Below are 21974 nucleotides of genomic sequence, written 5' to 3' on the forward strand. Positions count from 1 at the left end.
GTACTGCGAGCCTGCTGCTGTCGGCTCGGTGGGTGCCGTCGGGTCAGTCGCGCGCGGCGAGTTCGACGGCGATGTCGATGAGCTGGTCCTCCTGGCCGCCGACGAGGCGCCGCTCGCCCGCCGTGAGGAGGATCTCGGCGCCGGAGACGCCGTAGCGCTCGGCCTGCCGGTAGGCGTGCTTGAGGAAGCTGGAGTAGACCCCGGCGTGGCCCATGAGGAGGGCGAGCCGGTCGAGCCGGCACTCCTCGTCCATCACCGGGCGGACCACGTCCTCGGCCGCGTCGATGATCTTGAGTACGTCGATGCCGGTGCGGATGCCCATCTTGGCGCAGACGGCGACCAGGGCCTCGACGGCGGTGTTGCCGGCGCCCGCGCCGAGGCGCCGCGTTGAGCCGTCGATCTGCAGGGCGCCCGCCTTGATGGCGGCGATCGAGTTGCCCGTGCCGAGGGCGAGGTTCTCGTGGCCGTGGAAGCCGATCTGCGCGTCGTCGCCGAGCTCGGCCTTCAGGGCGGCCACCCGGTCGGTGACGTCGTCCATGACCATGGCCCCGGCCGAGTCGACCACGTACACGCACTGGCAGCCCGCGTCGGCCATGATGCGGCCCTGCTCCGCCAGCTTCTCCGGCGTCGTCGAGTGGGCCATCATCAGGAAGCCGACGGTCTCCAGGCCCATCTCGCGGGCGAGCCCGAAGTGCTGGACGGCGATGTCGGCCTCGGTGCAGTGGGTGGCGATCCGGCAGATGCTCGCGCCATTGCCGTGGGCGGCCCGGATGTCGTCCTTCACGCCGAGCCCCGGAAGCATCAGGAAGGCGATCTTCGCCCGCTGCGCGGTGTCCGTCGCGATCTTGATGAGCTGCTGCTCGGGAGTCTTCGAGAAGCCGTAGTTGAAGGAGGAGCCGCCGAGCCCGTCGCCGTGCGTCACCTCGATCACGGGTACGCCCGCGTCGTCGAGGGCGGCGACGACGGATCGGACGTCCTCGCCGGTGAACTGGTGCCGCTTGGCGTGCGAGCCGTCGCGCAGCGAGGAGTCCGTGATCCGGATGTCGAGCTGTGCCGAGTACGCCGAGTTGGTCGTCATGCCAGGATGCCCTTCGCGAACTCCTCGCCGACCTTGGTGGCGGCGGCGGTCATGATGTCGAGGTTTCCGGCGTACGGCGGCAGATAGTCGCCGGCGCCCTCGACCTCCAGGAACAGCGCGACGCGTGCCATGCCGCCGTTCTCGGGGCGCGGGTCGTCGAACTGCGGGTCGCTGCGCAGCCGGTAGCCGGGTACGTAGCTCGCCACCTGCTCGGCGATCTCCTTGACGGACTGGGTGATCGCGGCCCGGTCGGCGTCCTCGGGGATGGCGCAGAAGACGGTGTCGCGCATGATGACCGGCGGCTCTGCGGGGTTGAGGATGATGATCGCCTTGCCGCGCTCGGCGCCGCCGATGGTCTCGATGCCGCGCGATGTGGTGCGGGTGAACTCGTCGATGTTGGCGCGGGTTCCGGGCCCGGCGGAGAGGGAGGCCACCGAGGCGACGATCTCCGCGTACGCCACGGGGACGATGCGGGAGACCGCGTACACCATGGGGATGGTGGCCTGGCCGCCGCAGGTGATCATGTTGACGTTGGGCTTGTCGAGGTGCTCACGCAGGTTGGCGGGCGGGATGACTGCGGGCCCGACGGCCGCCGGGGTGAGGTCGACGGCCTTGATGCCGAGCTCGGCGTAGCGCGGGGCGTTGGCCCGGTGCACGTACGCCGATGTGGCCTCGAAGACGATGTCGGGCAGCTCGTCCTGGGCGAGCAGCCAGTCGACGCCTTCATGGCTGGCCTCGACGCCTGCCGCGCGGGCGCGGGCGAGGCCCTCGCTGTCGGGGTCGACGCCGATCATCCAGCGCGGTTCGACGAGTTCGGAGCGCTGGAGCTTGTACAGCAGGTCGGTGCCGATGTTGCCGGATCCGACGATCGCGGCACTCGCCTTGGTCTTGGGGGACGTGGCCTGGGAAGGCACGGATTTGGGGGGCATGCATCACCTCAGGTGAACGAGAGGGAGACCGGGCCGAGCCCGGTGAAGTCGGCGGTGCAGGTCTGTCCGGCCGCCACGTCGACCGCCCTGGTGCACGAACCGGGCAGCACCACATGGCCCTTGCGCAGCGGCACCCCGAAGCGGGCCACGGTGCGGGCGAGCCAGGCGACGGAGGTGGCCGGGTCGCCGAGCACGGCGTCGCTCCGCCCCTCGGCGAGCAGGTCGCGCCCGCTGGTGAGGCGGGCCTCGATCGCCTTGAGGTCCAGCTCGCGGGGGTCGCGGCCCTCGCCGATGACGAAGCCGGCGGACGAGGCGTTGTCCGCGATGGTGTCGGCGATCGAGATCCGCCAGTCGCTGATCCGGCTGTCGATCAACTCCAGTGCCGGTACGACGCGTTCGGTGGCGGCGAGGACGTCCGCCTCGGTGCACTGCTCACCGGGCAGGTCGTCGCCGAGGACGAAGCCGACCTCGACCTCGACGCGCGGCGAGCAGTAGCGGTCGACGGGCACGGGGCGGTCCGGGCTCAGTTCCATGTCGGCGAGCAGATGGCCGTAGTCCGGCTCGTCCACGCCCATCATCTGCTGCATGACCGGCGACGACAGGCCGACCTTGTGACCGCGCACCTCGGCCCCCGCGTCGACGCGGCGGCGGATGTTGATGAGCTGGATCTCGTAGGCGTCCTCGGTGTCGATCTCCGGGAAGGCCTCGATCAGTGGGGCGACCGGCACGCGGCGCTGCTCGGCGGAGCGCAGCAGCTGCGCCGCGTGCTGCCTCTGATGGTCGGTGAGCATGGGCGTCCTCTGTGGTGCGTCGGGATGTGACGGGAGGCTAGGGCCTGTCCGGCGGATCTTGCCTGGGACGCGGCGGCCTGGCACCGCCCACAAGGCCCGGCCAGATCCGCCGGACAGACCCTAGGCGGGCCCTTCGCCGGTCGGTGAGGGCGAATTCCCGCTCAGCGGGAAAGCGGCGCCGGGTCACGCGGAGGCCCCTCGCGCACACCTCCCGCGCCGGGCGAACCGCTGTTACCTTCCCGCCTAACAAACGTTTGATGGACGCTTCTGGCTCCGTCGAGCGCCGGACCGGCCGCCGCGCCGCCTTCCGGGAACAACCACCCCACTACGCCCAGGAGCTGACTCCTTGCGTGCCATGCGAATACGCCGCGCCACCGCCGCGCTGCTCTCCGCCGCCCTGCTCGGCGCCCTCACCGCTTGCGCCGACTCCTCCGAAGCGCCGGCGGACGCCGCCGCCTCACCCCGCGCCGACTCCCCCACCGATTCCGGCCACGTCCCGTTCCGGGGCGCGGTCAACGTCCGCGACCTCGGCGGCCACCGCACCGACAAAGGCAAGCGGGTCCGTACCGGCCAGGTGTTCCGGGCCGATTCCCTCGGAAAGCTGACCGCTGCCGACGTCAAGAAGCTCCGCTCCCTGGACGTACGCACCGTCGTGGACTTCCGCGTCCGCTTCGAGGTCGAGCGCGACGGCGCCGACCGGCTCCCCGAGGGCCTGGACACGACCGCCCGCCCGGTGAACGACCTGGGCCTGTACAGCAAGACGGCACAGGCCATCGGCTCCAAGGACCCGGCCAAGCAGAAGAAGATGTTCGGCGACGGCAAGGCCGAGCGGCTGATGGAGAACATCTACCGGTCGTTCGTCACCGACGCGGACAGCCGCCGCCAGTTCGCCGCGACCCTGCGCGATCTCTCCCGCCAGAAGCAGACCCCGCTGCTCTTCCACTGCAGTTCGGGCAAGGACCGTACGGGCTGGGTCGGCTATCTGCTGCTGCGCTCCGTCGGCGTCCCGGCCGAGGCCGCCGAGCAGGACTATCTGCTCTCCAACGACCTCCGCGCCAAGGCCGACCGCAAGACCCGCCAAGGGCTGAGGGCGGGCGGCTACATGAAGGACCCCGACCTGCTCGTCCCCCTCCAGGAGGTCCGCGCGGACTACCTCGACGCGGCGCTCGACCAGGTGAAGCGGGACTATGGCAGCCTCGACGGCTATCTCACCGAAGGCCTCGGCCTGGACCGGGCGACCCTGGCCGGGCTACGGGCCCAGCTGGTGAAGTGACGGCACGTCATCTCTGCTGCCGGGCGCCCGCGAGCGGAACGGTCGCGGGCGCCCGGCGCTGCCTTCAGCCCCGCAGCCCCTTCAGCCCCGCTTCTCCTTGGGGAGTCCCAGCACGCGCTCGGCGATGATGTTGCGCTGGATCTCGTTCGATCCCGCGTAGATGGTGTCGGAGCGGGAGAAGAGGAAGAGCCGCTGCCAGTCCGTGAGGTCGTACGGCTCACCTGCGGCGAGGAGGCCGTCGGCTCCGCAGACGTCCATGGCGAGTTCGCCGAGCTCCCGGTGCCAGGTCGCCCAGTAGATCTTGCCGATGGAGGCCTCGGGCCCCGGCGCCCCCGCGGCGACGCCGTCGAGCATCCGCAGCGCGTTGCCCCGGATGATCTCCAGGCCGATCCAGGCCTGGGTGATCCGGTCGCGGATCAGCGGGTCGTCGACCGCCCCATTGCGCTTCGCCAGGTCGATGACGGTCTCCAACTCCCGCTGGAATCCGACCTGCTGGCCGAGCGTGGACACACCGCGCTCGAAGCCGAGCGTGGCCATCGCCACGCTCCAGCCCTCGCCGGGGGCTCCGACAATGTGCGCCGCCGGCGTGCGGGCCCCGTCGAAGAAGACCTCGTTGAACTCGGACGTCCCGGTGAGCTGGGTGATCGGCCGGATGTCGACGCCGGGCTGGTCCAGCGGGACCAGGAGGTAGGACAGACCCCGGTGGCGGGCCGAGCCGGGCTCGGTGCGGGCGACGACGAAGCACCAGTCGGACTCGTGGGCGAGCGACGTCCAGATCTTCTGGCCGGTGACCACCCACTCGTCGCCGTCCCGCTCCGCCCTGGTGCGGACGTTGGCCAGGTCCGATCCGGCGTCCGGCTCGCTGTACCCCTGGCACCACAGCTCCTCCACGGAGACGATGCGGGGCAGGAAACGCTCGCGCTGCTCGGGCGTCCCGAAGGCGATGAGGGTGGGGCCGAGCAGCTGCTCCCCGATGTGGTTGACGCGGGCCGGGGCGTCGGCGAGGGCGTACTCCTCATGGAAGGCGACCTGCTGCTCCAGCGTCGCGCCACGGCCGCCGTACTCCTTGGGCCAGCCGACGCAGGTCCAGCCCGCGGCGGCCATATGGCGCTCCCAGCCCAGCCGTTCGGCGAAGGCCTCGTGCTCCCGGCCCGGTCCGCCGCGACCGCGCAGGGCGGCGAACTCACCGGTGAGGTTGGACCGCAGCCAGCTGCGGATCTCGGTGCGGAACTCCTCGACGCTGCTCATGGGCGGCTCCGAACGACTAGCGGCGACTCTCGACGGCCAAGCGTTCATAGGTTAACCTACCAAACACTTGTTAGGGAAGGAGGGCGGATGTCCGCTGCCCGCACCGAGCCGGAAGAGCCGGCCGGCCACTCACAAGAGCCGGTCCGCTACGAAGTCCGGGGCCCGGTCGCCGTGGTCACCATGAACCGTCCCGACCACCGCAATGCCCAGAACTCCGCGATGACGTACGCCCTGGACCGCGCCTTCTACCGCGCCGCCGCCGACGACGGGGTCAAAGTGGTCGTTCTCGCCGGAGCGGGGAAGCACTTCTCCGCGGGCCACGACATCGGCACCCCGGAGCGCGACGCCCATCTGCCGTTCGACCGCGAGGCCGGGCTGTGGTGGGACCACTCGGACAAGGCCGGCGCCGAGAGCCGGTTCGCCCGCGAGTCCGAGGTCTATCTGGGCATGTGCCGCCGCTGGCGCGAGCTGCCCAAGCCCGTCGTCGCCTCCGTGCAGGGCGCGTGCGTCGCGGGCGGTCTGATGCTCGCCTGGATCTGCGACCTGATCGTCGCCTCCGACGACGCGTTCTTCGCCGACCCGGTGGTCCGCATGGGCATCCCGGGCGTCGAGTACTTCGCCCACCCCTGGGTGATGCCGCCGCGCATCGCCAAGGAGTTCCTGTACACCGGCGACCGGATGACGGCCCGGCGCGCGTACGAGGTCGGGATGGTGAACCGGGTGGTGCCGCGCGCCGAACTCGCCGACCACACACTGGAGTTGGCGGGCAGGATAGCCGAGATGCCGCGCCTCGGACTCGCGCTGACCAAGCGTGCCGTCAACCAGGCCGAGGACCTCCAGGGACTGCACACCGGCCTCGACTCCGTCTTCGGTCTGCACCACGTGGCGCACGCGCACAACGCGGAGACCGCCAAGGACTCGCTCGGCGGCATGGACATCCGCGCGATGAAGGAGGCGGCACAGAAAGAAGGGGCACAGAAGGAAGCGGCACAGCAGGAGGCGGCACAGAAGGGAGCGGCCGGATGAGGCTGACGGAGGAACAGGAAGAACTGCGGTCCGCCGTGCGGTCGTTGCTGGGGCGTCACGAGGGTGCGGCGGCCTGGGGCCCGCTGACCGGGCAGATCGGTGTCGCCGGGCTCGCCGTTCCCGAGGAGTACGGCGGCGCGGGCTGCGGGGCCCGCGAAGTCCACGTGGTGATGGAGGAGTTGGGCCGGGAGCTGAGCCCCGTCCCCTGTCTCGGCTCGGCGGTGCTCGCGGTCCAGGCCCTCCTCGCCTCCGGCGACGGGGCGGCCTGCGCGGAGCTGCTCCCGCGGCTCGCCGAGGGCGCGGCGGTCGGCGCCCTGGCCTGGGCCGAGCAGGGCTCCTGGGACCCGGACACCATGCGCGCGGATGCCGCTCCGGGGCCCGGCGGCGGGACGTGGCGGATCACCGGGACCAAGGAGTACGTGCTGCACGGCGCCGAGGCGGACGTGCTGCTCGTGGCGGCGCGCGCACCGGCCGGGGTCTCGCTCTTCCAAGTGCCGGTCGACGCCCCGGGAGTTCACCGCGAGGCAGCCGTCACGATGGACGGGACCCGGCCGCTCGCCCGCCTGGTCCTCGACGCGGCCGAGGCCCGGCTCATCGGTACTCAGGGCGCGGGCGGCGAGGTGCTGCGGCACGTCCTCGACCTGGCCTGCGCCGCGCTCGCCGCCGAGCAGGTCGGGGCGGCCGAGCGCTGCCTGGAACTCACCGTCGCCTACGCCGGGGAACGCGTCCAGTTCGGCCGCCCCATCGGCTCGTTCCAGGCGGTGAAGCACCGTCTCGCCGACGCCTACGTACGGGTGGAGTCGGCGCGCTCCGCGGCCCTGGGCGCGGCCTTCGCGGCCGCCGAGGACTCGCCCGAACTGACCCGCCGGGTCGCCGCCGCCAAGTCCGCCTGCTCGGAGGCGTTCTCGGCGGTGGCGGGCGAGATGATCCAGCTGCACGGCGGCATCGGCATCACCTGGGAGCACTCCGCCCACCGCTACTTCAAGCGCGCGCACGGCTCCGCCCAGCTCTTCGGCCCACCGGCCTGGCACCGCCGGCGCCTCGCGGCCGAACTGGGGCTGACGGGCGACGCCTGACCGGACACGGGCCGCGGGCCGCGGGCCGCGGGAACCCTCGTACCAATTAGGACTAGATCTGGCCTATTACGCCCCTAACGTGGTCCTCGCCGACACAGCACGCACGCGTACGAAAGGCGAAGAACCATGACGCTCAACGAGCCGACGACCCACGCCCCGTCCGAGGAACCGACCGTCACCGGCGAGCACGCCGAATGGCTCCAGGCGCTGGCCAAGCAGCGGCACTTCCTGCGCTTCACGACCCGCGACCTCACCGACGAGCAGGCCGGGCGGCGCACCACCGCGGGCGAGTTGTGCCTGGGCGGCCTGATCAAACACGTCACCGCGATGGAGCGGGGCTGGGCGGCCTTCATCGTCGACGGCCCCTCGACGATGCCCGACTTCACCCGGATGACCGAGGCCGACTGGGCGAGGCGGGCGGACGAATTCCGGCTGCTGCCGGGCGAGACCCTGGCGGGCGTACTGGCCGAATACGCGGAGGTGGCCCGCCGCACCGACGACCTGGTCGCCGCCCTGCCCGACCTGGACGCCGCGTGGCCGCTGCCGAAGGCCCCGTGGTTCGAGTCCGACACCCAGTGGTCGGCGCGCCGGGCGCTGATGCACATCGTGTGCGAGACCGCGCAGCACGCCGGCCACGCCGACATCGTCCGCGAGTCCCTGGACGGCGCCCAGAGCATGGCCTAGGCCCGCGGCGTCTGCGCTCCTATGACCGACAGCAGCCGCAGCTTCTCGTGGCTCTCGCTGCCGGGTACGGCGGTGTAGACGAGCAGGAGGTGCGACTGGTCAGGATCGAGCAGCGTCTGGCAGGTCAGCTCCAGGGCGCCCAGTTCGGGGTGGACGAAGTGCTTCACCTCGCGGGGGCGGATGCCGACCTCGTGGTCGTCCCACACCCGCCGGAACTCCTCGCTCCGGGCCAGCAGCAGATCGGCGTAGTGGGCCGCGCGGGAACCGGGCCCCCGCAGCGTCGCCACCCCGCGCAGGCCCGAGACGAACATGCGGGTCAGGAACGCGTGGTCCTCGGGGGCATAGAGCCGCCGTGTGGCGGGGTCGGTGAACCAGCGGTAGCCGATGCTGCGGTCCGGGCCGCTGTAGCACGTCAGGTCGCCGGTGAGCGCGACACCGAGCGGGGTCTGCCGCAGCGTCTCGCCGAGTTCGGTGACGACCTCCGCGGGCGTGTCCTGGAGCCTGTCGAGGATGCGCAGCAGGCCGGGACCGATGTGCTCGCTGTCCGCGCCCCGCGGGGGCGGGGTCTGCCCGCCGAGCCGGAACAGGTGGTCGCGTTCGTCGAGGGAGAGGTGGAGTCCCTGCGCGATGGAGGCGATCATCTGTTCCGAGGGCCGGGGACCGCGCGCCCGCTCCAGCCGCGCGTAGTAGTCGGTCGACATGTGGCACAGCGCGGCCGCTTCCTCCCGCCGCAGCCCGCTGGTCCTGCGGCGCTGCCCGCGCGGGAGGCCGACGTCCTCGGGTTGCAGCAGCTCCCGGCGGCGCCGGAGGAACTCCGCGAGGCCGGTCCGATCGATCACTGTGCGCGCCTCCGTCAGCGTACGAATCCCCTTCAGGACCCATTACTACCGCCCGCGCGGCTCGGCAGCCACGGACTGTCGGTCCCCCCTTGATGTCAGTCGATCCCCCTTGATGTCAGGAGAGGCGGCTGCCGGAGCCGGGACTTCCTGATCAGTGGATCGAGCGGCCCTGAACGGCGCCGCCGCATTCGGGGACGCTGGAGGCAACGACACGACTCAGGAGTGCTCATGCCGCGTACATCCATCGACGTCACCGTCCCCGACCTGTCCGGCAGGCGCGCCGTCGTCACCGGGGCGAGCGACGGCATCGGGCTCGGCATCGCCTCGCGGCTCGCCGCGGCCGGCGCGGAGGTGGTCCTGCCCGTGCGCAATCCCCGCAAGGGCGAGGCCGCGCTCGCCACGATCCGTCGGACCGCCCCTCACGCGAACGTGTCGCTCCGCGAGCTGGACCTGTCCTCGCTCGCCTCCGTCGCGGCCCTGGGCAAGACCCTGCGCGAGGAGGGCCGGCCCGTCCAGCTCCTCGTCAACAACGCCGGCGTCATGACCCCGCCCGACCGGCAGACGACCGCCGACGGGTTCGAGCTGCAGTGGGGCACCAACCACCTCGGCCATGTCGCCCTGGTGGCCCATCTGCTGCCGCTGCTGCGCGCGGGGAAGGCACGCGTGACCTCACAGATCAGCGTCGCGGCGAACCGGGGCGCCATCAACTGGGCCGATCTGAACTGGGAACGCTCCTACGACGGCATGAAGGCCTACCGCCAGTCGAAGATCGCGCTCGGTCTCTTCGGCCTGGAACTCGACCGCCGCAGTCGGTCCGCCGGCTGGGGCATCACGAGCAACCTCGCCCATCCCGGTGTCGCTCCGACGAACCTGCTCGCCGCCCGCCCCGAGGTCGCCCGCGCCGAGGACACCATGGGCGTACGCCTGATCCGCGCCCTGTCGGCCCGCGGCATCCTCGTCGGGACGGTGGAGACGGCAAAACTCCCGGCCTTGTACGCCGTCACCTCCCCCGACGCCGAACAGGGCGGCTTCTACGGCCCGCGCGGGCTCGGCCACATGGGCGGCCCTCCCGGAGAGCAGAAGCTCTACTCCCGCCTCCGCGGCACGCAGGAGGCCCAACGCGTGTGGCGGGCCTCCGAGGAGCTGACGCAGGTGCCCTTCCCCGACAGCTGAGAACACTCGGCGCCCCCGCATCCCCCTGGCGGCTACCACGGGTCGAGATCCCAGGCCTTCCGGATGTCGTCGATGAGTACGCGCGCGCTGTGCGGGGAGATCGACAGCTCGCGGCGGGCCCCGGCGAGCGGATGGACGCTCTCCCCGCGCGCCGACTCGGCGTCCGCCTCTTCCTTGCGGGTGTTGAAGTCGGGGGCGGCGAAGATGTCCAGGAGGGTCAGGCCGAAGTGGACGAGGGTGCTCGCCTCTTCGAGGAGGGTGCGCGTCTGCTCCGACAGGCCCTGGTCCGCGGGCCAGGGCTGCGCGCTGCTGACCGTCCAGGCCCGCATCGGACGCACACGGCGGTTGGCGAACTCGGACATCAGGACACGGGTGCTGGCCTGCTCCGCCGTCCGCGCACCGGCATCCGCGGCGATGTCGCCGGACAGGAGATGCACGAGGTCGTTGAGATGGAGCAGGACGGTCGAGTTCTCGGCGGTCCAGCCCGGCTCGTCGGCGAGCAGGACACGGGTGCTCGCGAGGGCCTCGCCGATCTCGTCGGTGATCAACTCCCAGGCCAGCAAGGGCATTTCGTACGCCTTGGTCTCGCGCTGCACCTCGTCCAGGCGGCGTCCGTACCGGATGAGGTCGCGGGGCAGGCCGCCGGAGAGCGCGTGGGCGAGACAGACGTAGGGGGCGGTCAGGCCCGGCACCCGCTCGTGCAGGACGGCGGTGGACTCCTTGAGGCCGCACGGGTGGACGTACAGCACGTCGTCGAGAGAGCTTTCGGTGACGTCGCGGTGCGGCAGCCCGCGGCGCAGGAAGGCGGCGCCGACGTCCTCCGCCACGGATATCAGGTAGCAGACCCCGCGGACCCCGAAGATCGCCTTGACCTCCCGCAGGAACGCGAGGGCCTGTTCCTCGCTCCCGATGCGGTCCAGCTCGTCGATGGCGATGACGACCTTCGACAGGTCGCCGGGGGACGTGCCTGCGTCGGGGTCGCCGGGGGACGCGCCTGCGTCCGGGTCGCCGGTCTCCAGGTCGAGGAGCAGCCGCTCCTGACGGCCGAGTGCGGCGTGCTCGTGCGCGATGCTCCGCAGGATGTCCCGGAAGTCGGAGACGATCTCCGGGAAGGTCAGCGGCGCCAGGGACAGCGACGTCGTCTGTGAGGCACCGAGCTTGTCGGGCATCCCCAGGCTGACCATCGCGGAGGCGTTCTGGAGCGTCCGGAGCCGGTACAGGTGCTGCTGGCAGCGGGCCACCAGGTGCGGGGTCGCGTTCCGGGTCCGCATGTCGAGGTGGAACAGGAAGACGCCGAGGGACGACAGGACGAGGCGGATGCCGTTGTCGTCGTCGAAGAGGATCCCGTCCAGCCCCTCATTGGAGACGATCAGTTTCGACCAGACGAGGAAGCCGACGAAGAGAAGCAGCAGCCACGCCGTCTCTCTGGCGCCTGGCTCCGGCCGGCCGAGCGGACCCGGAGCGAACGCGTGCTCCAGGTGCTTGCGGAAGATGCCCCGTACCGCCATCGGGTATCCGACGAAGACGAACAGGATCTCGATCAGCCCGGTGTTCTGCCAGTACAGCGCGGCGTTCGCGCGGACGCCGGGGTCGAAGTACAGCGTCGCGCAGGTGGCCACGACCAGCGCGAGGCCGACCACGCGCACGGCGAGGCGGCCGACCTGCACGGCGCTGCGGCGGAACTTCGCCGACTTGCGCCGCTGCCACAGCAGCACCCCGCCCGCCGCGAGGGCGAGGCCGACGACCGGCCGCTCTCCGTGCCATATCTGCTCGCCGTAGTCGCGGAGCCACCCGAGCCCGTTCGAGATCTCGTCCAGGGCGTCCGAGCCCTGCGCCGACATCAGATTGCCCGTCTCCCATGCCACCCCGAGCACGACGAGACCGGCCGAGAGCCCGGCGAAGGCGGCCCACCGCAGGAACCGGCGCGCGGCCCGCGCCAAGTGCTGCAGCGGGCGCCGGATGAGCCCCAGCGAGCCGAAGGACGGGACCGGGTGGAACCGGCTCTGGATGTAGGTCTCGCAGACCTTCGCCGACAGATGCAGAAGGAAGTCGTGGGGTGTGTAGGTGGCCGGGACCTGGACGAGGACCGAGAACCCGGCGCCGTCCGCGGCTTCCTCAAGAAGCGTGGTCTTGCCCGTCCCGCGGGCCCCGCAGATGGCTATGGTCCCGTCGTCGATCTGCTCGATCTTCCGCTTCAGCTGGACGGAAGCGGCGGATTCGACGACGTAGGCACTGTTGCGGGTCGAGTAGAGACCGGCGTTGCCGGTCGGGAGATAGAGGCTGTCGCGGTCCTCGCCGAGGAGTTCGTCGACGATGCTCAGGGTCATCGGCAGGGCGACGACACGCCACTGCTGGGTCAGGGCCTTCTGCCGCCTCTTGAGGTTCAGGCCGGCACGTGAGAAGGCGTACGCGCGGGCTGCCAGAGCCATCAGGTTGCCCGCGTGCTCGCGGGTGTCCGGGGAGGTCACGCTCACCACGAGGGCGAGAAGCGTCAGCGGCAGCAGGACGAAGACCGTGACGGCGTCCGGCGCGCTCCCGAAGTTCGCGAGGCTGCCGAGGAAGAGGAAGAGGCTGAGGCCCAGACAGGAGAGCCGCCAGTCCCACACCGTGTGGGACCAGGCCTCGTCACTGGCCTCCTCGGCCTCGGTGTGCCGCTCCTCCGCCTCGCGGAAGTCCTGGAGCAGGGCGCGGGATTCGTCCAGGACCCGCCTGACGTGGACCGGTTTCGAGACGGCACGGCGCACGTTGCCCGCACTGGCGGAGGGCCGCTTCCCGAGCTTCGCCCGGACCTTCGGGTTGTCGAGTACGTGGTCGAAGGCGAGCGCGTAGGTGACGCGCTCCCTGTCTGTGCTGAGCGGTCCGGACCTGAGCCTGCGGAGGTGACGATTCCATTTGCTGGGGACTTCGGTCATGCGCCCTTCCCTGGGAGCCGGTGCTGAGGTGATCTTGTCACCAACGGCGGAGGGCCGGGGAGGAGTTGGGGCACAGTGGACCTCGCCCCGGACCCGCCGCCGGGAACAACCGGTCGGGCGGGCACGGTTGCACGCAGGGGGATCGACATGTACTTACGCAGGAGGACACTTCCATGACTGACCGGCCCTTGACGCTCATGGCCGTACACGCCCACCCCGACGACGAGGCCACCGGAACCGGCGGGGTTCTCGCGCGGTACGCGGCGGAGGGAATCCGGACGGTTCTCGTGACGTGTACCGACGGCGGTTGCGGTGACGGACCGGGGGGTGTCAAGCCGGGCGACCCCGGGCACGATCCGGTGGCCGTCGCCTCGATGCGCCGTCAGGAACTGAAGGAGAGCTGTGACGTCCTGAAGATCAGCGACCTGGAGACGCTGGACTATGCCGACTCCGGAATGATGGGCTGGCCGAGCAACGACGCCCCCGGATCCTTCTGGCGGACCCCCGTGGAGGAGGGCGCCGCCCGGCTCGCGGACCTCATGCGGCACTACCGGCCCGATGTGGTCGTCACCTACGACGAGAACGGCTTCTACGGCCACCCCGACCACATCCAGGCCCACCGCATCACGATGGCGGCGCTGGAGCTGACCGACCTGACACCGAAGGTGTACTGGACGACGATGCCCCGCTCGGGAATGCGGCGCTTCGGGGAGATCATGCGCGAGTTCCACCCGGACATGCCGGAGCCGGATCCCGCCGAGGCCGCCGCGATGGCCGAGATCGGCCTCCCCGACGACGAGATCACCACGTGGGTGGACACCACCGCGTTCAGCGACCAGAAGTTCGACGCGCTGGCCGCGCACGCCAGTCAGGGCGAGAACATCTTCTTCCTCAAGATGGGCAAGGAGACGTTCGGCGAGTTGATGGGCATGGAGACGTTCGTACGCGTCAAGGGCGCGACCGGCACCGCCGTACCCGAGAACGATCTCTTCGCCGGGCTGCGCTGATCCACCGTTAGGCGGAAGTTAGCCGGGTGGGAGTCCTGCGTTAGGGGCCCCGAGCAGAGTGGGTGTTGTTCCAAGGAGAGAACAACACCCACCTACTGTCTGCCGGGGAATCGCCATGCGCTCTGACACCACCGCCCACGCGACGCCGCGCCGCACCAAGCGCGCACGCCTGATCGCCGCTCCGGTGGCGGCCGTCGCCCTGTCCCTGACCGCTGCCGGATACCAGGCCAGCGCGGCCGGATCACCGGACGCGGCCGGCGCGACGCAGGCCGGCAAGGCCACCACGGCCACGACCCCGTGCCTGTCCGGCACCACGACACTGATCGGCGACCTCGACGGCGACGGCCGCCCCGACAAGATCGTCAACCCCGGGCACACCGGCACCAAGATGACGGTCCAGTGGGGAGCCGCGGACGGCTCCTTCGGCGGCAAGCAGAACGTCGCCAAGCTGCTCGGCGCGAAGACCGGCGAGGTCGCCACCGCCGCGGTCGCCGACTTCCAGAACGACGGCACGTTGGACATGGTCGTCAACCTCGTGACACCCGCCGGCGGGGACGACCCCAACACGGCACGCGTCGCCGAATTCCGCCCCGGCCCGCTCAAGCGGTCGAACCTGGGCTCGGCCGGCGCCCGGCACTCCGACATCGGCGACCAGGGCGAGGCCAAGCAGCTCCGCATCGCCGACTACGGCGACGACGCGTACCCGGACCTCGCGGTACTCAACAACGCGGGCGACGGTGTGTGGGAGCGGTCCATCCGCCTGACGAAGCCGGGCGGCGGACCCGGGGCCTTCGACTACGACCTGCAGCAGAAGTACGGCGAGACCGGCACCCCGGCCGAACCGCCGGCCATGCCCACCGACGGCTGGAAGCAGTTCTACCGCCCCTGCTCCTGACCCCGATCAGGTCGCGGGCCCCTTGGCCGCGTGCAGCATGCGGGCACGGTGGGCAGGGGGGTCGGCGGGTTCGCATGGCGGCGGTACGCCTCCGTCAGTGCCACCACTTCCCGCCACGACCGCCACCGCTGCTGCCGCTGCTGCTGCCGCCGGTTGATCCGCCCGAGCCGCTGCCACCGCTGCCACCGGCGCCGTCGGGGAAGGTGCTGTTCCGGTCGGGGTCGGAGGGGGCGGGGTCGCGTCGGTCGGGGTCGCCGTCGTTGTCGGCGTCGGGCAGCTCGGGCAGCCGCTCACCGCGGAGGGCGTGCGACTCGTCGTAGAGGTCGCGCACCTTCGCGGCGGCAGGGCAGGTGTCGGCGGGGTTCACCAGGTACAGGGTCACGTCCTGGTCCGCGGGCACCTTCGCGCCGGTCTGGGGGTCGGGCGCGCACACCTTCCACTGGTCGTAGGCGCCCTCGTCGGGCAGCTCTTCGTTGCTGTAGTACGTGTCCGCTTCGATGCGGGGCATGTCGGGGTCGGGGTTGGTGATCTCGGCCGTCTTGAGCATGGCCAGGGCCTTGATCCAGGTCTGGTCGTGTACGTCGGGCATGGTGGGCCAGGGCAGGGCGGCGCCGTCCTCGGCGGGGCAGGGCTCACCGGTCTTCACTACGCCGAAGTCGATTTCGCCGGCATCGGTGTACTGGGCGCGGCCGGTGGTCTGGAAGCACACCGTCCAGCCGGAGTCGGCGAAGACGCCCCGCTTCTGGTCGCCGGCGTCGTGCGCGGTGGCGGTCCACTGCCCACCGGCGGCCCGAAGCTCCTCCTTCGCCGTACTCAGGGGCTCACCCGTCCAGTCGGCAGGAGCCTTCGGCCCGCTCTTCTTGGCGTCGGCCCGAGTGGTGCCCTTGGGGGCGGCATCGGTGGCGCCGCTCCCGCAGCCGGTGAGGGCGAGGGCGACGGCCGTGGTGAGCGCGGCGAGCGCGATGGTGCGAGTGGCGGGCATGGCGGGCAAGGCTGGCTCCGTGAGGGATACAGGCCGCGAGGCGCCCCCAATTCACCTGAGGCCGCCCCACGTTCGACCAATCTTCAACAGATTGTTGAAGACGTCGAGATCTTACACACGGTGCACATACGCGCAGTGCCTGCATGACCCCCTGCCCTGCCCCGTCCTGCCCTGCCCCGTCCTCCCCTGCCCCGCCCTGCCCTACCTGTCCGTGCTCAAGCTGTTACCACCAGGCCGACCCGCTGACGACGCCGTACGGAGATCGCCCGGCCCGCGCCGTGGCGACCACCTCCTCGACCGGTGGCAGTGCCGGACCCCAGTCGCTCGCCGACCAACCGTCCCCCGTGTCGACGATCTCCCGGCCCTGCCCGGCATCGACGTACACGAACGTCCCCGAGACCACGGCGAAAACGACGTCGTCGACCATCTCGATCAGATGCGCGGAACCGTCGTCACAGGCATCGCAGCCACAGTCCGGAATCGTCTCCAGATCCACCGCCGGCTCACCCGCCCCCAGCACAAGGACGGTCCTGGGGACCTCGTCGATGTCGGAGAACCCGAAGACGAGGGGGACGGCGCCGCTGCGCGCGGGGCGCAGCCGGACGGCGTCATTGACGGTTACGCCGGGCTTCCTCAGCCAGATCGCTGACGGATCGGCGACCGTCTCCGCCTCGGCAAGTCCGAGCCGGACGAGCACCCGCGCCCAGGCGTCCGCGCGGGCAGCGAGGATGCGGTACTTCCCGGGGTCGAGACACCGCGAGTACTCCTCGTCCCGCACAACGCCATCGGGATGCGGGTCCTCCCATGACGGCGTGTCCGCACTGGTGACGGCGAACTCCTCGTCGACGGCCCGGCCAAGCACTATTCGATCCATACCGGCACCCTAAGGCGCAGAGGCGGACGGACATTCGGGGGCCCGGCACGCCTGACGGCTGCTCGGGCGAGATTTCATGATCAGCTGCGGGACTCCAGGCGCAACTCGACCTCCTTCTCCTGGTCGCCGGCGGCCATGCCCAGGACGTCGACGGTGAACGCCGGCGCCAGGGCTTTGCAGAGCTGGTCGACCGCCCAGTAGCCGCCCTGCAGGCTGACGGTGACGGGGGCGGTGAGCCGCCGGGGTTCGGCCGCCGCCTTGAGTTCGTTCACGTCGAACGTCGCGGTCCACACGGTCGCTCCGGGGCCCGTCACCTCCTCGGGCACGTCATCGGCGGCCCGGTCGGAGCTGAACGAGGCACGCAGCGCGCTGAAGACGGCGTGCGCGTCCTGCGTCGCGCAGCCCGCCAGCTCCACCACCACGTCGGCCGATGCCTGTTCCCTGCGTGATCCCTGTTCCGCGCTGTCCACTGTGGAACCTTCCTCTGTGTGCCGTCCTGCGGATGCCGAACGCTTCCAGGCTCGCCCCGCGGCCCGGCCCGTGCGACCCGAGGCGAGGCCAGGTGTACGCCGTCCGGGCGACGACGACCGGTGACGGCCCGGAGAGTCGAAACGGCCGTCCCCTCGCCCGCGTGAGCGGAGGAACGGCCGTTGTCCGTGCCGCTACCAGGCGACCGGCAGGCGTTCAGGGAGCCGCTTCATGTAGCCGGTGCGCCACACCAGTTGGCCTTCCGGCACCGCCAGACGCAGGCCGGGCATACGGGCGGCCAAGGCGTCCAGGGCCACGGCGATGAACTCCTTGCCCAGCGGTACCGCCGGGCAGTAGTGGCCTCCCCTTCCGAACGACAGGTGCGCGGACGCGTTCGGGCGGCCCAAGTCGATGGTGTGCGGGTCGGGGAACACGGCCGGGTCACTGTTCGCCGCTTCCACCAGGACAAGCACCAACTCGCCTTCCTTGATGTCCACGCCGCCCAGGCTCATGTCCGTGGTCGCCAGCCGGGGAAGGCCGTCCGCGATACTCAGATTCACGCGGAGCAACTCGTCCACGGCGGCGGGAATCCTCTCGGGCCGTCGGCACAACTCCCTCCACAATTCGGGGTTCTGAAGGAGCGTCACCATCACCATGGACAACGCACCCATGGTCGAGACGACACCGGCCCCCAGCAGCGTCACGCCGACCGTGGCAAGCGTCTCGTCCGTGAGATGGGCGTAGGCGGGATCGTCACGCAGTTCGGCGAGTGCGCCCATGAGTCCGGTCGTCTCCGGATCGTCCAGCAGCCGCGTCACATACGCGATGTCGCGGTCCCAGTTGAGTCGCGCACCGACAGGACACGTCGCGGAGTTCATGAACGCGATGTCGAGAGATGAGCCGAGCTTCGCGGCGTCGGCCGGGGATATGCCCAGGATCCGGGCATGCAGATGCTCCGCGTACCGGGCGGCGAACCGGTCCCGCAGGTCTGCGGGGGGTCCGTAGTCGAGTAAGTCGTCGACGAGGACCGCGGCGTGCTCGCGCATCCAGGTCCGCAGACGCGGGGACTTGGGATTGATGGCCTTCATGACGGCTTTGCGCAGGCCGGCGCCGGTCATGTTGCTCATGTTGTTCACGACGTGCGGGGGGATCGTCAGCGCGTACTGGCGGGGCACACCCGGCGCGGAGGTCGCGGCGAGGCTGTAGCGCTCGTCCTCGAGGACTTCCTTGCACAGTGCGTAGGAGGACACGAGCCACGCTTCGTCTCCCGCGATCGTGCGGACCTTGCGGACCGGCGTACCGCGCAGGAGGTCGATCTCTTCGGGCAGGTGAAGGCCGTTCGCGGAGAACGGAAAGTCGATCAGTTCGAGCGGGGCAGTAGTCACGCGGCCGGTCCTTCGATGGTTTCTTCGATGCTGTCGACGGTGTCGACGGCCCGCACGATGGCGTGCCCCTGATTTCGGGATGCCCGCAGCCCGCAGCCGCGGGAGTACAGCAGGTCGGCCAACGGCAAGGCCTTGTGGTAGACGTTCAGGCTCGACGGAACCCGCATGATCGCGGGGGTGTCGAGGAACAGCGGAATCTCGGCGCACACGTAATCGAGGCACGCCTTGCGCTGAACCGGGGTCGGCTCGGCCCCATTGAGGACTTTCGACGTCAGGAACGTGCCGATCAGCGCGTCGCACGCCGTGCGGAACTCGGGATCGATGGCCAGCAGATCATCGAGGTTCCGGCGGATCCGCCGGTAGTCGTCACTGGGCAGGAGGGCCGACATGGGTCGGCCGCGCAGGCGGTCCCCGGCGTCGAGCGTCTCGACGGCCGCGTTGACCTTGGCCCGGACGCCGCGAAGATTCTTGATCACCTTTCGTTGCGCGGAGTCCGGCGGATACCCCTGGGCGAGGTAGGTGTCGGCGACGTGCAGGTCGGTATAGATCAGATCGACCTGGTCGAAGTGCGTGAGACCCCACGCGGCGAGATCGATGACCCGCTGGTGGGTGAAGTACGAGTTGCCCGGCGAGATGCCGATCACCGCGTGGTCTCCGGCATCGTGGATGACCTTGCAGTTCGGCGAGTAGGGGCGGACCGTGAAGGTCTCTGTCTGTGTCGTCGTCAAGACGGCGGCATCCTTCAGACGGCGCTAGTCCCGACCGCACAGTGTGTGCGGGGTGTGGCACCGCGTGAACAGAAGCTAGCCGGTGCGGGCGCCCAGTCGCACACTGACCGGGAAGTAACTCACAACGTGGACAGAGCAGTTGAAACTAGTACGACTCCTGTCCCTCCATTCCTCGCCCGGCAGGCATCACCTGGCGCGAGTGGACCGATCGCACGGCCCGCTGACCGCCGATGCGACCCGCGTCCACGTGGTGCAACTACTGCCGTCAGGCATGTCACGAGCCCCACCGAAGATCCTCTTCGGTGGGGGCGATCCATGTCGCAGTCAATCGACCCGCTTGAGGGACATTTCATGGTCGCCATCAGCCACCATTTCTCGCACTGCCGCGAACATTTCACGGGCCCTCGGACGGCGGGTCAACACCAAGTCAGGGCAGGCGAAATACGATCCGTTGAGGCATTCACCAGTCGCCTGCCACCTGTCCAGGGTTCGCCCCAGCTCTAGGTCCCAGTCCTCTCCGGCCGTGCAGTGGTCGCCCGCGCAGAACTTCAGCCCTGTGTGGTCACTGAAGGTGAGGGGGTTGTTTGTGCCGTACGTGTGGCCGCGGCACGCTCCCGGCGGCCGTCGGGCCCGAACTGTGCTGGTTCTTGGCCATGGTTGGCGCCCCGGCGCTTTCAGCTCGACCACCCCGCGCGGAGTATCGCCCAGTCATGCCGCGGCCCCACGGGGTCCTGTCGCGATTCTGACGTCGCACGGCTGGGTCGGTCGCGACGCATGCGGACGGTGGCGGCAGCGGCCGGGCGCCGCCTACTGACCCCGGTCACCCAAGACGGCCTGGGTATACGGCACTTCGACGGCCCTTCGACGGCCCTTCGACCCGCCGATTCCCCACCCTGAATAGCAAACCGACCGCTCGCCGGGACGCGCCGCGAATCGGGGCTGAATCCCGCCGGTACCTCGCCAAACATCGCCCAAGCATGATCATCGTATCGAGTTAATCTCTCCGGATTTCCTTGATCCATGGGGCGAGGCGGCGATTAGGGTTCACCTGGATCTGGCCGGATTCTCCGTCGTACACCCCCTTTTCACCTTGCTGCCCATCACACCCGTAATGGGCAGCATCGCTCTGAGCAAGGAGAGCTCGCCCGATGACTGTTGACTCAAGCCCGGAAGCGCGACCGGATTCACCGCCGCAATCCAGTCTGGGTACGGCGGCCGCCCGCAACCTCGCCACCACCACCAAGTCCGCACCGCAGATGCAGGAGATCACCTCTCGCTGGCTGCTGCGGATGCTCCCCTGGGTGGAGACGAAGGGCGGGGCCTACCGGGTGAACCGTCGCCTGACCTACACCGTCGGCGACGGGACCATCGAGTTCGTCCAGGACGGCGCCGACGTCCGGGTGATCCCCCGGGAACTCGGTGAACTGGCCCTGCTTCGCGGCTTCGACGACGTGGAGGTGCTGACCGCCATCGCCGATCGATGCGTCCAGCGCGACTTCCGGGTCGGCGAGACACTGGTCGAGCGTGGTACGCCCGCGGATCAGCTCCACCTGATCGCCCACGGCCGCATCAGCCAGACCACCGTCGGCCGGTACGGCGACGAGGTCACCCTCGATGTACTCGCCGATGGCGACCGGTTCGGGGAGAACGCCCTGCTTGACGGGGACGCCCAATGGGAGCAGACCGCGACCGCCGAGACCTCGGGCACCCTGCTCACCCTGTCGCGCGCCGACTTCGAGTCCATGCTGTCCCAGGCACCGGCGCTTCGGGGCCACGTCGAGAAGTTCAGGTCGCTTCCCCGCCAGCGGCAGAACCATCGCGGCGAGGCGGAGATCGCGATGTCGGCAGGACACACCGGAGAGCACGAGTTGCCCGGCGCGTTCGTCGACTACGAACTGAAACCGCGCGAGTACGAACTCTCGGTCGCGCAGACCATTCTGCGGGTCCACACGAGGGTCGCCGACCTCTACAACGGCCCGATGAACCAGACCGAGGAGCAACTCAGGCTCACCGTCGAGGCGTTGCGCGAGCGCCAGGAGCACGAGCTGGTCAACAACCGGGAGTTCGGCCTTCTCCACAACGCCGACTTCAAGCAGCGCATCCAGCCGCACTCCGGGCCGCCGACCCCGGACGACCTGGACGAACTGCTCTGCCGCCGCCGCGGCTCCAAGTTCTTCCTCGCGCACCCCAAGACGATCGCGGCGATCGGGCGGGAGTTCAACGCGCGCGGTCTGTATCCGGACCATGTCGACCTCGGCGGCCAGCAGGTCCCGGCCTGGCGCGGGGTGCCGATCCTTCCTTGCGGCAAGATCCCCATCACGAAGGAGCGGACCAGCTCGATCCTCTGCATGCGTACCGGCGAGAAGAACCAGGGCGTCATCGGTCTGCATCAGACAGGGCTGCCGGACGAGTACGAGCCGGGTCTCTCGGTCCGGTTCATGGGCGTCAGCGAGCAGGCGATCACCTCCTACCTCGTCAGCACCTATTACTCCGCCGCCATCCTCGTGCCGGACGCGGTCGGCGTGCTCGAGAACGTGCAGATCTCCCACTGGCCCAGCTAGCGGACCCGCCCGTCCGCCGGCCCAGCCGGCGGACCCCGGCCGCCC

The 21974-nt window shown here is 70.2% G+C and carries 19 protein-coding genes; 8 read left to right on the top strand and 11 right to left on the bottom strand.

The window, feature by feature from the left end:
* Positions 1–43 precede the first annotated feature (43 nt).
* The 3 genes from dmpG to ACIBKX_RS08760 are packed head-to-tail and all read right to left on the bottom strand — an operon-like array spanning position 44 to position 2798.
* A complete protein-coding gene (gene dmpG / locus ACIBKX_RS08750) occupies positions 44–1078 on the bottom strand; it encodes a 4-hydroxy-2-oxovalerate aldolase (RefSeq protein WP_363276989.1) in 1035 nt (344 codons plus the stop codon).
* On the bottom strand, positions 1075–2007 hold the full coding sequence (locus ACIBKX_RS08755) for an acetaldehyde dehydrogenase (acetylating) (protein ID WP_363276988.1): 933 nt from the start codon (positions 2005–2007) through the stop codon (positions 1075–1077). The genes dmpG and ACIBKX_RS08755 overlap by 4 nt, the downstream gene beginning before the upstream one ends.
* Before the next feature lie 8 nt (positions 2008–2015).
* Positions 2016–2798 carry a 2-keto-4-pentenoate hydratase gene (locus ACIBKX_RS08760; protein WP_363276987.1) on the bottom strand — a complete coding sequence of 261 codons (783 nt, stop codon included), beginning with the start codon at positions 2796–2798 and terminating at the stop codon, positions 2016–2018.
* A 355-nt stretch (positions 2799–3153) separates the two neighbouring features.
* Here ACIBKX_RS08760 and ACIBKX_RS08765 point away from each other — a divergent pair, with 355 nt between their 5' ends.
* Positions 3154–4071: a tyrosine-protein phosphatase gene (locus ACIBKX_RS08765; protein ID WP_363277020.1), complete on the top strand. Its 918-nt coding sequence runs from the start codon at positions 3154–3156 to the stop codon at positions 4069–4071.
* A gap of 81 nt (positions 4072–4152) precedes the next feature.
* On the opposite strand, the gene ACIBKX_RS08770 is transcribed toward ACIBKX_RS08765, so the two are convergent.
* On the bottom strand, positions 4153–5319 hold the full coding sequence (locus ACIBKX_RS08770) for an acyl-CoA dehydrogenase family protein (RefSeq protein WP_363276986.1): 1167 nt from the start codon (positions 5317–5319) through the stop codon (positions 4153–4155).
* A gap of 87 nt (positions 5320–5406) precedes the next feature.
* Between ACIBKX_RS08770 and ACIBKX_RS08775 the strand changes: the two genes are divergently transcribed.
* From ACIBKX_RS08775 to ACIBKX_RS08785, 3 genes are all read left to right on the top strand, one after another.
* Positions 5407–6345, top strand: coding sequence for an enoyl-CoA hydratase (locus ACIBKX_RS08775; protein WP_363276985.1), 939 nt, complete (start codon positions 5407–5409; stop codon positions 6343–6345).
* Positions 6342–7421 carry an acyl-CoA dehydrogenase family protein gene (locus ACIBKX_RS08780; RefSeq protein WP_363276984.1) on the top strand — a complete coding sequence of 360 codons (1080 nt, stop codon included), beginning with the start codon at positions 6342–6344 and terminating at the stop codon, positions 7419–7421. The genes ACIBKX_RS08775 and ACIBKX_RS08780 overlap by 4 nt, the downstream gene beginning before the upstream one ends.
* Positions 7422–7547: 126 nt before the next feature.
* Positions 7548–8105 carry a DinB family protein gene (locus ACIBKX_RS08785; protein ID WP_363276983.1) on the top strand — a complete coding sequence of 186 codons (558 nt, stop codon included), beginning with the start codon at positions 7548–7550 and terminating at the stop codon, positions 8103–8105.
* Here ACIBKX_RS08785 and ACIBKX_RS08790 read toward each other — a convergent pair.
* Positions 8102–8944: a helix-turn-helix transcriptional regulator gene (locus ACIBKX_RS08790; protein WP_363276982.1), complete on the bottom strand. Its 843-nt coding sequence runs from the start codon at positions 8942–8944 to the stop codon at positions 8102–8104. The genes ACIBKX_RS08785 and ACIBKX_RS08790 overlap by 4 nt on opposite strands.
* A gap of 228 nt (positions 8945–9172) precedes the next feature.
* Between ACIBKX_RS08790 and ACIBKX_RS08795 the strand changes: the two genes are divergently transcribed.
* Positions 9173–10117, top strand: coding sequence for an SDR family oxidoreductase (locus ACIBKX_RS08795; RefSeq protein WP_363276981.1), 945 nt, complete (start codon positions 9173–9175; stop codon positions 10115–10117).
* 32 nt (positions 10118–10149) lie between these two features.
* Here ACIBKX_RS08795 and ACIBKX_RS08800 read toward each other — a convergent pair whose 3' ends face one another.
* The gene (locus ACIBKX_RS08800; protein WP_363276979.1) at positions 10150–13029 is read right to left on the bottom strand and encodes a hypothetical protein; all 2880 of its coding nucleotides are present in this window, start codon (positions 13027–13029) and stop codon (positions 10150–10152) included.
* A 173-nt stretch (positions 13030–13202) separates the two neighbouring features.
* Between ACIBKX_RS08800 and ACIBKX_RS08805 the strand changes: the two genes are divergently transcribed.
* A complete protein-coding gene (locus tag ACIBKX_RS08805; RefSeq protein ID WP_363276978.1) occupies positions 13203–14036 on the top strand; it encodes a PIG-L family deacetylase in 834 nt (277 codons plus the stop codon).
* A 115-nt stretch (positions 14037–14151) separates the two neighbouring features.
* Entirely contained in the window at positions 14152–14931 is a 780-nt protein-coding gene (locus tag ACIBKX_RS08810) for a VCBS repeat-containing protein (RefSeq protein WP_363276977.1), read from the top strand.
* Positions 14932–15025: 94 nt separating this feature from the next.
* On the opposite strand, the gene ACIBKX_RS08815 is transcribed toward ACIBKX_RS08810, so the two are convergent.
* The 5 genes from ACIBKX_RS08815 to ACIBKX_RS08835 form a co-directional block, all read right to left on the bottom strand.
* Positions 15026–15913: a hypothetical protein gene (locus ACIBKX_RS08815; protein ID WP_363276976.1), complete on the bottom strand. Its 888-nt coding sequence runs from the start codon at positions 15911–15913 to the stop codon at positions 15026–15028.
* A 223-nt stretch (positions 15914–16136) separates the two neighbouring features.
* The gene (locus ACIBKX_RS08820) at positions 16137–16787 is read right to left on the bottom strand and encodes a DUF6226 family protein (protein WP_363276975.1); all 651 of its coding nucleotides are present in this window, start codon (positions 16785–16787) and stop codon (positions 16137–16139) included.
* Positions 16788–16867: 80 nt separating this feature from the next.
* A complete protein-coding gene (locus tag ACIBKX_RS08825) occupies positions 16868–17257 on the bottom strand; it encodes a hypothetical protein (RefSeq protein WP_363276974.1) in 390 nt (129 codons plus the stop codon).
* A gap of 192 nt (positions 17258–17449) precedes the next feature.
* Complete coding sequence (locus tag ACIBKX_RS08830) at positions 17450–18640, bottom strand: cytochrome P450 (RefSeq protein ID WP_363276972.1); 1191 nt, start codon at positions 18638–18640, stop codon at positions 17450–17452.
* Positions 18637–19368 (bottom strand): tRNA-dependent cyclodipeptide synthase, encoded by a 732-nt coding sequence (locus ACIBKX_RS08835; RefSeq protein ID WP_363276971.1) that lies wholly within the window; start codon positions 19366–19368, stop codon positions 18637–18639. The genes ACIBKX_RS08830 and ACIBKX_RS08835 overlap by 4 nt, the downstream gene beginning before the upstream one ends.
* Positions 19369–20516: 1148 nt before the next feature.
* On the opposite strand from ACIBKX_RS08835, the gene ACIBKX_RS08840 reads away from it, so the two are divergent.
* A complete protein-coding gene (locus ACIBKX_RS08840) occupies positions 20517–21929 on the top strand; it encodes a family 2B encapsulin nanocompartment shell protein (protein ID WP_363276970.1) in 1413 nt (470 codons plus the stop codon).
* Positions 21930–21974 lie beyond the last annotated feature (45 nt).

Source organism: Streptomyces sp. NPDC050658, from assembly GCF_044457025.1.
In the GTDB taxonomy this organism is placed as follows: Bacteria; Actinomycetota; Actinomycetes; order Streptomycetales; family Streptomycetaceae; genus Streptomyces.